Annotated in this window: 14 protein-coding genes; 9 read left to right on the top strand and 5 right to left on the bottom strand. The window is 73.1% G+C overall.

Translation table 11 applies throughout. The features are described 5' to 3' along the window. Positions 1-41: 41 nt before the first annotated feature. Both ACFVIM_RS25495 and ACFVIM_RS25500 read right to left on the bottom strand, forming a co-directional pair. The gene (locus tag ACFVIM_RS25495) at positions 42-464 is read right to left on the bottom strand and encodes an ATP-binding protein (RefSeq protein ID WP_384305562.1); all 423 of its coding nucleotides are present in this window, start codon (positions 462-464) and stop codon (positions 42-44) included. A gap of 490 nt (positions 465-954) precedes the next feature. Then, a complete protein-coding gene (locus ACFVIM_RS25500) occupies positions 955-1,875 on the bottom strand; it encodes a hypothetical protein (RefSeq protein WP_384305565.1) in 921 nt (306 codons plus the stop codon). Between the two features lie 170 nt (positions 1,876-2,045). On the opposite strand from ACFVIM_RS25500, the gene dapE reads away from it, so the two are divergent. Both dapE and ACFVIM_RS25510 read left to right on the top strand, forming a co-directional pair. Continuing rightward, positions 2,046-3,125 (top strand): succinyl-diaminopimelate desuccinylase, encoded by a 1,080-nt coding sequence (dapE, locus tag ACFVIM_RS25505; protein WP_384305568.1) that lies wholly within the window; start codon positions 2,046-2,048, stop codon positions 3,123-3,125. A gap of 122 nt (positions 3,126-3,247) precedes the next feature. Next, positions 3,248-4,039, top strand: coding sequence for a TIGR00730 family Rossman fold protein (locus ACFVIM_RS25510; protein WP_384305571.1), 792 nt, complete (start codon positions 3,248-3,250; stop codon positions 4,037-4,039). 330 nt (positions 4,040-4,369) lie between these two features. Here ACFVIM_RS25510 and folP read toward each other — a convergent pair whose 3' ends face one another. Next, a complete protein-coding gene (gene folP / locus ACFVIM_RS25515) occupies positions 4,370-5,230 on the bottom strand; it encodes a dihydropteroate synthase (RefSeq protein ID WP_384305573.1) in 861 nt (286 codons plus the stop codon). 266 nt (positions 5,231-5,496) lie between these two features. Between folP and ACFVIM_RS25520 the strand changes: the two genes are divergently transcribed. Further along, complete coding sequence (locus ACFVIM_RS25520) at positions 5,497-5,856, top strand: DivIVA domain-containing protein (protein ID WP_384305576.1); 360 nt, start codon at positions 5,497-5,499, stop codon at positions 5,854-5,856. Further along, positions 5,853-6,458 (top strand): DNA-3-methyladenine glycosylase I, encoded by a 606-nt coding sequence (locus tag ACFVIM_RS25525; protein WP_384305579.1) that lies wholly within the window; start codon positions 5,853-5,855, stop codon positions 6,456-6,458. The genes ACFVIM_RS25520 and ACFVIM_RS25525 overlap by 4 nt, the downstream gene beginning before the upstream one ends. 90 nt (positions 6,459-6,548) lie before the next feature. On the opposite strand, the gene ACFVIM_RS25530 is transcribed toward ACFVIM_RS25525, so the two are convergent. Continuing rightward, the gene (locus ACFVIM_RS25530; RefSeq protein WP_384305582.1) at positions 6,549-7,349 is read right to left on the bottom strand and encodes an enoyl-CoA hydratase-related protein; all 801 of its coding nucleotides are present in this window, start codon (positions 7,347-7,349) and stop codon (positions 6,549-6,551) included. A 340-nt stretch (positions 7,350-7,689) separates the two neighbouring features. On the opposite strand from ACFVIM_RS25530, the gene ACFVIM_RS25535 reads away from it, so the two are divergent. Next, on the top strand, positions 7,690-7,857 hold the full coding sequence (locus tag ACFVIM_RS25535) for a DUF3117 domain-containing protein (protein WP_003966491.1): 168 nt from the start codon (positions 7,690-7,692) through the stop codon (positions 7,855-7,857). A gap of 227 nt (positions 7,858-8,084) precedes the next feature. Here ACFVIM_RS25535 and ACFVIM_RS25540 read toward each other — a convergent pair whose 3' ends face one another. Beyond that, positions 8,085-8,786, bottom strand: a complete 702-nt coding sequence (locus tag ACFVIM_RS25540) for an O-methyltransferase (RefSeq protein WP_384305597.1) — start codon at positions 8,784-8,786, stop codon at positions 8,085-8,087. A 107-nt stretch (positions 8,787-8,893) separates the two neighbouring features. On the opposite strand from ACFVIM_RS25540, the gene sigE reads away from it, so the two are divergent. From sigE to ACFVIM_RS25560, 4 genes are all read left to right on the top strand, one after another. After that, positions 8,894-9,658 (top strand): RNA polymerase sigma factor SigE, encoded by a 765-nt coding sequence (sigE, locus tag ACFVIM_RS25545; protein ID WP_384305585.1) that lies wholly within the window; start codon positions 8,894-8,896, stop codon positions 9,656-9,658. Next, the gene (locus tag ACFVIM_RS25550) at positions 9,655-10,656 is read left to right on the top strand and encodes an anti-sigma factor family protein (protein WP_384305588.1); all 1,002 of its coding nucleotides are present in this window, start codon (positions 9,655-9,657) and stop codon (positions 10,654-10,656) included. The genes sigE and ACFVIM_RS25550 overlap by 4 nt, the downstream gene beginning before the upstream one ends. Before the next feature lie 108 nt (positions 10,657-10,764). Further along, a complete protein-coding gene (locus ACFVIM_RS25555) occupies positions 10,765-12,813 on the top strand; it encodes a trypsin-like peptidase domain-containing protein (protein ID WP_384305591.1) in 2,049 nt (682 codons plus the stop codon). Between the two features lie 155 nt (positions 12,814-12,968). Continuing rightward, positions 12,969-13,409, top strand: coding sequence for a sec-independent translocase (locus ACFVIM_RS25560; protein WP_384305594.1), 441 nt, complete (start codon positions 12,969-12,971; stop codon positions 13,407-13,409). The last annotated feature ends 58 nt before the right edge of the window (positions 13,410-13,467 follow it).

A 13,467-nucleotide genomic window follows, 5' to 3' on the forward strand; every position in this document is an offset into this window, starting at 1 on the left:
GAGCGGATGCTCCCGGGCCCATCGCCGGTGCTGGGTGCCGGTCAGCCGCCGAGCGGACCGCCCTGGGCCAGCTTGCCGGTCGGCAGACCGTCGCCGAGCGAACCGGCCGCCCCGCCCGCGGCCTGGCCGACGATCCCGGTGGCGGTGCCCGCCGTCTCACCGGCGACCTTCTGGGCGGCGGGGGCGGTGGTCCGGCCCGCCGAGCCCACGGTCTTGCCCGCGGCGGGCAGGGTCTGCTGGACCGCGTCGCCACCGGTGTTCCCGGCCAGCGCGGTGGAGTTGCGGGCCGCGCCGTCGACGGTGGACCCGACGCTTCCGGCGTCCACGGTGCTCAGTCCGCCGACCGGGTTGGCCTGGTGGAGGTCCACGGCACCCGCGGAGCCGGCCGCACCGACCACGGGGGCGGCGCCCGCCGCGACGAGCAGCGCGACACGGGCGATCCGGCGGGTCAGGGGGAGGGACATGATGCTCCTTGAGACGAGAAGACGGTGAAGTGCTGTGTCTGGTCCGCCGCCGGGCCGGGCCTCGGGGGTGGCCGGGCCCGGCGGCCGGACGCAGTGACAACCGGGCGGGGGGCGGGGGAAGTTGCGGTACGGCCGGGCAAAGAGTTGGCAATACGTCACATGATCGATTGAGCTGAAATAAGGACAACCCCGGCGGCCCGCCGGAGCGTCGCCCCGCCGTGCTCGCGCCCTGACCAGGTGCCTCGCCCGCCGGACGACCGCTGTGCGCGGGTGACGGCCCGCTTCGCCGGTGCCGTTCCCGTACCCCGCCTGTGGGTGACCTCTCGTATGGGTGTGCCGTGCCCGTCGACGGCCGCGCGTCTCCCTGGAGGCGCGGACGCCTCCGTACCGACAGCGACCCGCGACGACCCGCGACGCCCCGCGACCCGCGACGTACCCGAGATGTGCCACGACGTACCCGCGACAAGGGAGCGGCCGGGACGGCCCTGGGTCAGGGAGCGAGACGGAGGCGGACGCCGGGGGCGGGAGGGGTGGTGGACGGCCGCCAGCCCCGGTCGGCGTGTTCGGCGGACCAGACCTTCCCGCCGTACGAGACCTCCGCGATGCCCAGCCTCTCGGCCCGCGCCACCGCCCAGTGCGCCAGCTCCCAGCCGCGCCGGGGTGTCGGCGCCCGCGAGACGCCGGGACCGGCCGAGGGCGCGTCCGAGGTCGCCGACGGCACCGCTACGGCGATCTCGCGCGCCCCCGTGCGGGGCGCGCCCGCCAGCACCGCCGCCCCGAAGTCCCGGGTCAGCGCGGTACGGACCGTCGCCGCTTCCCCGGTGGCGGCCGTGGCACCGGGCGTGCAGCTCAGCGCGGATCCGGCCCGTCCGGTCAGCGCGGCGGCCAGCAGCGTGGCGTTCGGCTCGTGCTTGGCGTACGCCTGGGGGAAGCCGCTGCGCTGGACCTTCTGCGCCGCGACGGTCAGCGGCAGCCGGGAGTAGCCGGGGACCTCGGTGAGGCCGTCGTAGAACTTCCCCGCCGAGTAGACCGGGTCGAGGATCTGATCCGGTGTGCCCCAGCCCTTGGAGGGGCGTTGCTGGAAGAGTCCGAGGGAGTCCCGGTCGCCGTGGTCGATGTTGCGCAGCGAGGACTCCTGGAGCGCGGTCGCGAGCGCGATGGTGACCGCCCGCTCCGGCAGCCCCCGGCTGGTGCCGACGGCGGAGATCGTGGCCGCGTTCGCCGCCATCTCGGTGCTCAGTTCATAGCGCGGGCCGCCCTCGCCGGAAGCGGCGCGTACGACACAGCGGGCGGGGTCGCCACCGGAGGAGTACCGCACCGCGACATAGCCGATCAGCGCCAGCAGCGCGGCGAACGCGGCGGTGAGCCGCGCGCGGCGGCGGCGCCGGAGGGGGGATGCGGTATCGGACACAGGCCCACCGTACTAGGGCATCGGCCGCGTCCCCGTGACCTGGCGCGGTGGCTCCATGACGGGTCTGAACACCGGGGTTTTCGGCCAGCGGGCCTCATGGCCCGAGGGGCGTGCCCCGCCCGCGTACCGCTGGCGAAACGCCTCCAGGGTTGCGCGCTAAGGTCGGGATCATGCCGCCCACCGCACTTGACCTCAGCATGGACGCCCCCGCGCTCACCGCCGCGCTGATCGACTTCCCGTCGGTCAGCGGGACGGAGAAGCCCCTCGCGGACGCCGTCGAAAGCGCACTGCGCGCCCTGCCGCACCTCCGCGTCGACCGGTACGGCAACAACGTGGTCGCCCGCACCTCTCTCGGGCGCGCCGAGCGGGTCGTGCTCGCCGGGCACATCGACACGGTCCCCATCGCGGACAACGTGCCCTCCCGGCTGGACGGGAACGGGGTGCTGTGGGGCTGCGGCGCCAGCGACATGAAGTCGGGTGTGGCGGTCCAACTGCGGATCGCGGCCACCGTGCCCGCGCCCAACCGCGATCTGACCTTCGTCTTCTACGACAACGAGGAGGTCGCCGCCGACCTCAACGGCCTCGGCAAGGTCGCCGACGCCCACCCCGACTGGCTGGCGGGCGACTTCGCGGTGCTGCTCGAACCCTCCGATGGCGAGGTCGAGGGCGGCTGCCAGGGCACCCTCCGCGTCCTGCTGCGGACGACGGGGGAGCGCGCCCACTCCGCGCGGAGCTGGATGGGGTCCAACGCGATCCACGCCGCCGCGCCGATCCTCGCCCGGCTCGCCGCCTATGAGCCCCGGCGCCCCGTGATCGACGGTCTGGAGTACCGCGAGGGCCTCAACGCCGTCCGGATCGAGGGCGGTGTGGCGGGCAACGTCATCCCCGACGCGTGCACGGTCGCCGTGAACTACCGTTACGCCCCCGATCTGAGCCCGGAGCAGGCGCTCGCCCATGTCCACGAGGTCTTCGCCGACTGCGGGGTGGCCGAGTTCGTGGTCGACGACCACAGTGGTGCCGCGCTGCCGGGGCTCTCGCACCCGGCCGCCGCCGCGTTCATGGCGGCCGTCGGCGGGGTCGCCCGGCCCAAGTTCGGCTGGACGGATGTCTCCCGCTTCAGCGCCCTCGGTGTCCCGGCGGTGAACTACGGGCCCGGCGATCCCCTGTACGCGCACAAGCGCGACGAGCATGTCGCCGTCGACAAGATCGTCCACTGTGAGCGGCGGCTGCGCGCCTGGCTGACGTCCTGACGGTGTCCCGGTGCCGCGCTGACGTCCTGGCGTCGCCCCGGTGTCGTCCGCCGTCCGCCCGCCCGCTCTCCCCGGCGTCCTACCCTGGGTGCGGAAACGATGTTCGGCGGAGGGAGCAGACCATGGGCAATCCCGAGGGTTCCGGTACTGACGGTTCCGGTGCTGGCGGTTCCGGTACGGAGCCCGGCCCGGTGGAGGAGCGGCGGGAGGGCCCGGTGCTGCGCCGCAGGGACCAGGTCCAGCCCGGGACCACCGACCAGCGACTGCTCGACACCGAGGGCGACTCCGCGTGGGTGCACACCGACCCCTGGCGGGTGATGCGCATCCAGTCGGAGTTCGTCGAGGGCTTCGGCGCGCTCGCCGAACTCCCTCGTGCGATCAGCGTCTTCGGCTCCGCCCGCACCCGGCCGGGCACCCCCGAGTACGAGTCGGGCGTACGGATCGGCCAGGCCCTGGTCAAGGCGGGCTTCGCCGTGATCACGGGCGGCGGCCCGGGCGCGATGGAGGCGGCCAACAAAGGCGCCCGGGAGGCCAAGGGCGTCTCCGTGGGGCTCGGCATCGAGCTGCCCTTCGAGCAGGGGCTCAACCCGCATGTCGACATCGGGGTGAACTTCCGCTACTTCTTCGTCCGCAAGACGATGTTCGTGAAGTACGCCTCCGGCTTCGTCGTCCTGCCCGGTGGCCTGGGAACGCTCGACGAGCTGTTCGAGGCGCTGACCCTGGTCCAGACCCGCAAGGTCACCCGCTTCCCGATCGTGCTCTTCGGTACGGAGTACTGGGCCGGGCTGGTGGACTGGCTGCGGGACACGGTCGTCGCCCAGGGCAAGGCGTCCGCGCACGACCTGCTGCTCTTCCACGTCACGGACGACGTGGCGGAGGCGGTCGACCTGGTGACGAAGGAGACTGGCGTCTGACGGGTCTGACGGGCCTGGCGGGGTCGCCGCGCCCCGCTCCGGCGCTCCGGGCTCCGTAGCGACCGGTTCACCCCGGCGTCCGCCGCGGGCGGGCGGTGCCGATCCCGTCCCGCGCCCGCCGTGGTCGGACCGTTTCCCGGAGAGACGGCCCGCCCCGGGCGCGGGGCGCCACGGCTGCCGCGCGCACGGCTGACGGCGCGAACGCGGCACCAGGGGACGGCGGCGAACGCGGTACCAGGGTGACGAGAGAACGAACGCGACCAGGGTGACGGGAACGAACGCGGCACCGGGGTGACGGCGCCGGAGTCGGGTGCCGGGGCGCGGGGTCGGTCAGGCCAGGCCGCGGCGGGCCACCGACGGCTCCCGGTGGCCCGCGATCGTCGCCACCATGTCCAGCACCTGACGGGTCTCCGCCACCTCGTGCACGCGGTACACCCGCGCGCCCAGCCACGCCGACACCGCCGTCGTCGCCAGCGTGCCGATGACCCGCTCCTTCACCGGCCGGTCCAGCGTCTCGCCCACGAAGTCCTTGTTCGACAGGGACACCAGCACCGGCCAGCCGGTCTCCACCAGCTCACCCAGACGCCGAGTCGCCTCCAGTGAGTGGCGGGTGTTCTTGCCGAAGTCATGGCCGGGGTCGATCAGGATCCCGTCCCGCCGCACCCCCAGCTCCACCGCCCGCTCGGCCAGCCCCAGCGTCACCCGCAGGATGTCCGCCACCACGTCGTCGTAGGCGACCCGGTGGGGGCGGGTCCGGGGCTCCGCGCCGCCCGCGTGGGTGCAGACCAGGCCCACGCCGTAACGGGCGGCGACCTCGGCCAGCCTGGGGTCGACCCCGCCCCAGGCGTCGTTGAGCAGGTCCGCGCCCGCCTCACAGACCGCCTCGCCCACATCGTGGCGCCAGGTGTCCACGCTGATCACCACGTCGGGGAAGCGGCGGCGTACCTCGGCCACGAAGCCGACCGTCCGCCGGGCCTCCTCCTCGGCCGTGACCTCCTCGCCGGGGCCCGCCTTGACCCCGCCGATGTCGATGATGGCGGCCCCCTCCGACACGGCCTGCTCGACCCGGGCGAGCGCGGGTTCGTCCCGGAACGTCGCGCCCTGGTCGTAGAAGGAGTCGGGGGTACGGTTCACGATCGCCATGATCACCGGTTCGCGCGGGTCGAACTCGCGCCGTCCCAGCCGCAGCATCAGGGGCTCTCCTCCTCGGGTCGTCCGGCTGCGACCCTAACTGTCAGAGCGGCGTGGCACGATTCAGCGAGGGACAGCGCCCGTACGGTGGGTGGTTCTGGTGTGTCGTACGGGCCGCCGGTGCCGGTGGGCTGTGTCCGTGGTGGTCCGTCGGTTGTCCATCGGGGTGTCCGTTGGCCGGCCGTCGCCTGTTTCGTCGCTTGTCCAGCTGTTCGCTGGGTGTTCGTCTCGTCCGGGGGTCCGGGTCAGTCGGGGAGAGGTCGCTGGTGTTCTTGTTCTTGCTCATCGCGATGGTCGTGGTCGTCGGGGCGGTCACATTGATCGTGATCGGTGGCGGCGACAGCGCGGCCCTGCCCGAGGCCGCGCCCGAGCAGCTGGTGGACCCGCTGCCGCCGGACCGTCCGGTGGGACGGGCCGAGGTGGAGGCGCTGCGCTTCCCCGTGGGGGTGCGCGGCTACCGGATGACCGATGTCGACGAGGCCCTCGGGCGGCTGGGTGCCGAACTGGCCGAGCGGGACGCGCGGATCGCCGCGCTGGAGGCCGAGCTGGCGGGGGTCCGGCCGGGTCCGGCGGAGCGGCCCGAGCCCGCCGAGCCCGCCCCGCCCGCCGAGGAGGCCGGGAAGTGAGCGGCGGACCGGTCACCGGGGCCGACGGCAGGGCGCGCTGCCCCTGGGGCCTCTCCACCGAGGACTACGTGGCGTACCACGACGAGGAGTGGGGCCGCCCGGTCCACGGCGACGACGCGCTGTTCGAGCGGCTCTGTCTGGAGGCGTTCCAGTCCGGGCTCTCCTGGATCACCATCCTGCGCCGCCGGGAGGGCTTCCGCACGGCCTTCGCCGGGTTCGTGATCGGCTCGGTCGCCGCGTTCACGGACGAGGACCGGGAGCGGCTCCTCGCCGACGAGGGCATCATCCGCAACCGCGCCAAGATCGACGCGACCCTGGCCAACGCCCGGACACTGGCCGGCTGGCGCCCCGGCGAGCTGACCGAGCTGATCTGGTCCTTCGCCCCCGACCCGGTCACCCGTCCGGCCCCGCGCACGCTGGCCGACGTGCCCGCCGTCACCGACGAGTCCACCGCCCTGGCCAAGGAGCTGAAGAAGCGCGGCATCCGCTTCATCGGTCCGACGACGGCCTACGCCCTGATGCAGGCGTGCGGCCTGGTCGACGACCATCTCCTCGGCTGTGTCGCCCGTGGCGCCGCCCAGGACGCCCCCACCCGCGCCTGACGGGCTGGTACGGGGCCGGGGAGCCCGATCCCGTCCGGTGCCGCCCCGGGCCCTGGGCGGGCCCTCCTGGGCCCGCCTGTGGCCGTGGGCTCAGCGGCCCCGGTAGACCGGCTTCTCCTTGGCGATGAAGGACTGGACGGCGGTCGCGTGGTCCTCCGACGCGCCCGCGCGGGCCTGGAGCTCCTCCTCTTTGACGAGGGTCTCCTCCAGCGAGTGCCCGGCCCCGAAGGCGAGGGACTCCTTGATCGCCGCGTACGCCAGCGTCGGCCCCTCGGCCAGGGCACGGGCCACCGCGCGGGCCTCGTCGGCCAGCCGGTCGGCCGGGACGACCTTGTCGGCCAGACCCATCTCGTACGCCGCCTGGGCGGAGAGGGAGCGCGGGAAGAGCAGCAGATCGGTGGCGCGGGCGCGGCCGATCAGCCGGGGGAGGGTCCAGGAGATCCCGGAGTCGGCGGAGAGCGCGACCCCCGCGAAGGCGGTGGTGAGGGTGGCCGTCTCGGCGACGACCCGGTAATCGGCGGCCAGGGCGAAACCGAGCCCGGCGCCCGCCGCGACCCCGTTCACCCCGGCGACCACCGGTTTCGCCATCCCGGCCAGTGCCCGGACGATCGGGTTGTAGTGCTCACGCACGGTGCTCATGGTCGAGCCGCCGCCCGCGGCACGGTCCTCGGCGAGCAGCGCGATGTGCTCCTTGAGGTCCTGGCCGACGGAGAAGGCCCGCCCGGTCGCCGTGAGCAGCACCGCCCGGACCCGCGGATCCTCCGCGGCGCCCTGGACCGCCTCCCGGAGGGCGATCTTGGCATCGATGTTCAGAGCGTTCATGGCGTCGGGCCGGTTGAGCGTGATCGTCGCGAGTCCGTCGTTCACCTCGTACAGCACGGAGTCGGCCATGGCGGGTCCCTTCGCGGCTCGGCGGCACGGCCCCGGGAAGGGGACTGTGGGGGTTCAGCATGGCGGAGAACACCGGGAACGGGCATGTGACCTGCGTCAAAGACAACGCTCGCGGAGCGTTCCTCCGAGTGAGCGGAGAGGAGCGAAGTATCGCAGGCAGATCGCCGAATTGGGTGGTTTTGCGAGAGCGCGTTGCCTAAGCGATGCCGACCGATGTTGGTCATCGGGTCCCGCGATGCGGGATAATGACCTGGAAGCAATGTGTTCGATGCCGGTGACGCGTGCCTAGGCAGGTGGCTGTTCGGCTGACGGTGAGCTGGTTTCAGGAAGGGGAACGAGCATGGCGGCCATGAAGCCGCGGACGGGTGATGGCCCGCTCGAGGTGACCAAGGAGGGGCGGGGCATCGTCATGCGCGTTCCGCTCGAAGGCGGCGGTCGGCTTGTCGTCGAGCTGACACCGGACGAAGCCGACGCGCTCGGTGACGCCCTGAAGAAGGTCGTCGGCTGACCCTCACGGCGCCCCTCATCTCTCTCACTGCCCCGGTCTCCCCCAGGAGCCGGGGCAGCGCGCTGTCCGCCCCCAGTCCCGCCCTCGCGGGCAGTCGCTCCGCTGGTCGGTGGGGGTACCGAGGGCCCGCAGGCGCAGATGGGGACACTCCCTCCCGGACTCCTGGGCCCAGGGGGAGAGCGCGCGTGTCAGGGCGCCGTGGACAGGCGGGACTCTGCGGACACGGCCTACGGGCGGCGGACGGCGCAGAGGAGGCCGTCGCCGACGGGGAGGAGGGAGGGGAGTAGTTCCTGACTCTCCCGTATCGCCCGCAACAGCTCGCGCAGCCGCAACACCTCGGCCGGCTGCGCCGCCGAGTCCACCGTGCGTCCGCCCGCGAAGACGCCCTCGAAACAGACGAGGCCACCGGGGCGTAGCAGGCGCAACGATTCAGCGAGGTAGTCCAGTGACTCCATCCGGTCACCGTCGCAGAAGACCAGGTCATAGCCGCCGTCGGCGAGCCGGGGCAGGACGTCGAGGGCGCGCCCGGGGATGAAGCGGGCGCGGTTCGCGGCGTAGCCCGCCGCGCGGAAGGACTGCTTGGCGAACTGCTGGTGCTCGGGGACCAGGTCCACCGTGGTCAGTACCCCGTCGGGGCGCAGACCCTGGAGCAGATAGATCCCGGAGACCCCGGTGCCGGTGCCGATCTCGGCGACGGCCTTCGCGTCGGTGGTCGCGGCCAGCAGTCGCAGGGCGGCGCCGGTGCCTGGCGACACCGGGGAGAGCCCTGCCTCCCGGGCCCGGTCCCGGGCCCAGCGCAGCGCGTCGTCCTCGGCGACAAAGGCGTCGGCGAACGCCCAGCTTGTCTGCCGGTTCGCGGTAATGGGCCTCTCCTGTCCCCGTAGTTGAACGCGACGTTGACTGTATCCGCTGCCGCCGGGAACCCGCAGATGGGACCGGGCGTTAGAGAGGGAGGGGGGATGACATGCGACGGACTTCGACGCGGTACCCAAATTCGCGTAAAGATTCTTATCCGGAACTAACGGGCGAGGTGGCTATGGTAGGGGCTCCGCTGGACACCACCAGAGCCATAAGGGGAGGTGCGGCTGCACCCGCGGATCGCAAGGGGGCGCTACGGCGCTTCCTCCGGCCACCGGGTGAGCCGAAATCCGTGACTGACACCGCTGACCGCCGCCATGCCCACTCCGCCACCACGGCGACCTTCGCATCAGACGCGGAGACACAGGCGTGGACACCTCCCTCGTGGGAGGAGATCGTCAGCACGCACAGCGGCCGGGTCTACCGTCTCGCCTACCGTCTCACGGGCAACCAGCATGACGCCGAGGACCTGACCCAGGAGGTCTTCGTCCGGGTCTTCCGCTCGCTGTCGACCTACACCCCCGGCACGTTCGAGGGCTGGCTGCACCGGATCACCACCAATCTGTTCCTGGACATGGTCCGGCGCAAGCAGCGCATCCGCTTCGACGCGCTCGGCGATGACGCCGCCGAGCGGCTGCCGAGCCGTGAGCCCTCCCCGCAGCAGATGTTCAACGACAGCCACTTCGACGCGGATGTCCAGCAGGCGCTGGACACCCTGGCGCCGGAGTTCCGCGCGGCCGTGGTCCTCTGTGACATCGAGGGGCTGTCGTACGAGGAGATCGCGGCCACCCTCGGGGTGAAGCTGGGCACGGTCCGCAGCCGGATCCACCGGGGTCGCTCGCATCTGCGCAAGGCCCTCAAGCACCGTTCGCCCGAGGCCCGTGCCGAGCAGCGGCTGCTCGCGGGTGCCGCCGGGCTCGCGGCTGAGGGGGCACCGGCGTGAACGGCTCTGGTCCGACCCCCGCGGAACAGCATCTGGGGGACCGTCTCGCCGCCCTGGTCGACGGTGAGCTGAAACATGACGCCCGGGACCGGGTCCTGGCCCATCTGGCGACCTGCCCCAAGTGCAAGGCCGAGGCCGACGCCCAGCGCAGACTGAAGGACGTCTTCGCCCGGACCGCTCCTCCGCCGCCCTCGGAGGGGCTGCTGGCGCGCCTCCAGGGCCTGCCCGCGGGCCCTGGAGCGGGCCGTGGTCCGTTCGACGGCGCCGTCATCGACACCATGTTCGGGGAGATCACCCCGGCCGGTTCGGCGGCCTCCTCGTCCGGCAGACCCGGCGGTCGCCGCTCGGAGACCTTCGGCTATCTCCCCGGGGCGCACACGGGCGGCTCGGTGCTGGCGGGTGGCTCCCCCGGTGTCGGCGGTGCGGGCTTCCGCATCCATGACGTGGGCCGGGAGGCCGAGCGTTCGCCCTGGCGGGGCCGCCGCTTCGCCTTCGCCGCCGCGAGCGCCGTCTCGTTCGCCGCCATCGCCCTCGGCGGGGCGCTTCCGCTGGAGGCGTCCCTCCAGTCCACCCGGGGCGGTTCTGGCTCCACCACCCCGCTGCGGGCCGCCCCCACCACGGGGTCCGGGTCGACCGGTTCGACCCTGCCGACCACCAGCACCCGGGGCATGGAGCAGGAGCGCCGTCGGGGCGGTCAGACCTCCGTCCAGATGGAGAGCTGGGGCGGCTATGGCACCGTGCCCGGACTGCTGCTCCCCGGGGCGGCACTGACGCCGCCCCCGCTCGCCCCGCCGCTGCTGACGCCGCCGTCGCACCGGGTGCCTCCGCTGAAGGCCCCGATGGGGGGCGCCGCCTTTGTCCAGCCCCCGCTGATACGCCCGACGGGCTCGGCCTTCCAGCACGCGGCAGCGCCCGCGCCGCATGGCTCGGCCACGCCCCGGCCCTCGCAGCTGGTCGCACCGACCCAGCCGGAGCCACCGCTGCTCCCACCTCGCTGACCTGGGGCGGGACCGACGACCTGCGCGGCCATTCGCAAACCTGGTTGAATCCTGGGGACGAGGTGTCCCCAGGGATGCCACAGCTGATGGCCGTTTGACGGGGAGAGCATGGACGACGGGAAGCCGACCGGGGCCAAGGCGACCTGGTGGAGCCAGCCGGGCCCGGGGCGGGGAGCACGCCCGGCGCCGTCACCGGACCAGCCGTCGGCCGTTCCCGGGCAGGGCGCGGAGTCCGTGTCCGGTACGGGTCCGGAGGACCGGGCCCCGGCCGCGGACCCGGCTGATCCCGCGGATCCCGTCGCACCCGCTGAGCCCGTCGGTCTTGTTGACTCCCCCGCCTCCAGCGATGCCGTGGAGTCGACGGGCCCCATCGTTTCCGCCGGGTCGGCTGACTCCGCTCATCCGGCCGGTTCTGTCGGCGCGGTGTCCGGTTCCCCGGCCGCCCAGGGTGGCTTGTCCGCCGGAGAGCCCGGTGCCGGTGTCGGTGTCGGGGAGCATGCGCCCCGGGACATGGTCCCTCCGGTGCCGACCGTCGCGCCCACCATGCCGGATGTTCCCCCCGGTCCGCCCGTTCCGGTGGCTCCGCCGCTCTCCCCGCCGCCCGCGCCGACCGTCGCGCCCGCCACTCCCGGCCCGGCGCCGGAGACCGCCGCGTCCGCGCCGCTCCTCGCCGGGCCGCCTCCGGCGATGCCGCCGCACGCCCCTGAGGCACACCACACACCGCCGTACGGCCAGCCCGGTCCCTGGGCGCCCGCGCCTCTGGTGGAACGGCCGGGGGCGCCCGGCGGGGCCGTACCATCCGTACCGCCCCAGCCGTCTCCGTACGACGGGCAGGGCGAGCTGACCCACGGGCACCACGCATCGCACGGACACCCGGGGCACCAGGGCCACGACGGTCGTGGCGGTCACGAGGAGCACGTGGGGCAGACGGTGCCGGGAGTGCCCGCGGCCCCCGGGGCGGGCAGTGGGCAGTGGGGGCGGTACGACCCCTGGGCCGCGCCCGGTGCCGCGCCGCTGACCCGGCCGGACGAGCCCGTGCGGCGGAAGTCCCGGCGTGGCGCGGCCGTGGTCGGCGCCGTGCTGCTGGCGCTGGTCGCGGGCGGTATCGGCGGTGGCGTCGGTGCCTATATCGAGCGCAACGGCGGCCTGGACCGGATCGAGCTGGACCAGGCGCCGAAGGACGGCGGCGGACGTGCCCCCGACAGTGTCGCCGGGATCGCCGCCCGCGCCCTGCCCAGCGTGGTCACCCTCCATGTCAGCGGTGGCGCGGAACAGGGCACCGGCACCGGGTTCGTCCTGGACCGGCGCGGCCATATCCTCACCAACAACCATGTCGTCGCCCCGGCGGGGGCCAAGGGCGACATCACCGTCACCTTCAGCGGTGGCGAGACCGCCCGGGGCACGCTGGTCGGCAAGGACAGTGGCTATGACCTCGCGGTGGTGAAGGTGACCGGTGTCTCCGGGCTCACCCCGCTGCCCCTGGGCAACTCCGACAGCGTCCGGGTGGGCGACCCCGTCGTCGCCATCGGCGCCCCCTTCGACCTTCAGAACACGGTCACCTCCGGCATCATCAGCGCCAAGGAGCGCCCGATCACGGCGGGCGGGGAGAAGGGCGACGGCAGCGATGTGAGCTATGTCGACGCCCTCCAGACCGACGCGCCGATAAACCCGGGCAACTCGGGCGGCCCGCTGGTCGACACCCGGGCCCGGGTGATCGGGATCAACAGCGCCATCCGCGCCGCCGACACCGGGGCGAGCGGTGAGGGCGCCCAGAGCGGCTCCATCGGACTGGGCTTCGCCATCCCCATCAACCAGGGCAAGCGGGTCGCCGAGGAGCTGATCAACACCGGCAAGGCCACCCATCCCGTCATCGGCGTCAGCCTCGACATGCAGTACAAGGGCGACGGCGCCCGGGTCGGGGAGAAGGGCCGTGACGGCAGCGCCTCCGTGATCCCCGACGGCCCCAGCGCCAAGGCGGGCATCCGGCCGGGCGATGTGATCACCAAGGTCAACGGCCAGCGGGTGCACAGCGGCGAGGAGCTGATCGTCAAGATCCGTGCCCACCGTCCCGGCGACCGGCTGGAGCTGACCCTGGTCCGGGGCGGCCAGGAGCGCACCCTGACGCTGACCCTCGGTTCGGCGGCCGGTTCCTCCTGAGCCGACCGGGGCGTGAACGGTCCATGACCGCGTGGTGGCGGGCCCAGGATCACGCTGGTCGGACAGATGACTGACCGAAGTGTCGCCGGGTACCGTGGATCGGGTTCACCATTCGGTCCGAGCCGCGGGCCCCAGAGAGCACGAGGAGCGACAGGGTGTTCAATGACATAGGCGCGCTGGAGCTGGTGACGCTCGTGATTCTGGCGGTGCTCGTCTTCGGCCCGGACAAGCTGCCGAAGGTGATCCAGGACGTCAGCCAGTTCATCCGCAAGATCCGTGACTTCTCGGACAACGCCAAGCAGGACATCCGCGGCGAACTGGGCCCGGAGTTCAAGGACTTCGAGTTCGAGGACCTGAACCCCAAGACCTTTCTGCGCAAGCAGCTGAACTCGGACGATGAGCTGCGGGAGCTGCGGGAACTCGGCAGCTCCTTCGACCTCCGCAAGGAGATGAGCGAGCTGGCGGAGGGCGTCAAGGGGGGTGGCGGCCGGGCCGGCGACGACGAGGCGCTGGAGGCGGCGACCCGGGATCCGTTCGTGAAGCGGGACGTGCCGGAGAAGGCCGAGCGCCCGCCCTTCGACGCCGACACCACCTGACCGATCCGCCGTCCTGGCGGTATCACCGGTCTCAGCCGTTCTCCGTACAGGGCCGCCG

The organism is Streptomyces sp. NPDC057638, assembly GCF_042800315.1.
Taxonomy (GTDB): domain Bacteria; phylum Actinomycetota; class Actinomycetes; order Streptomycetales; family Streptomycetaceae; genus Streptomyces.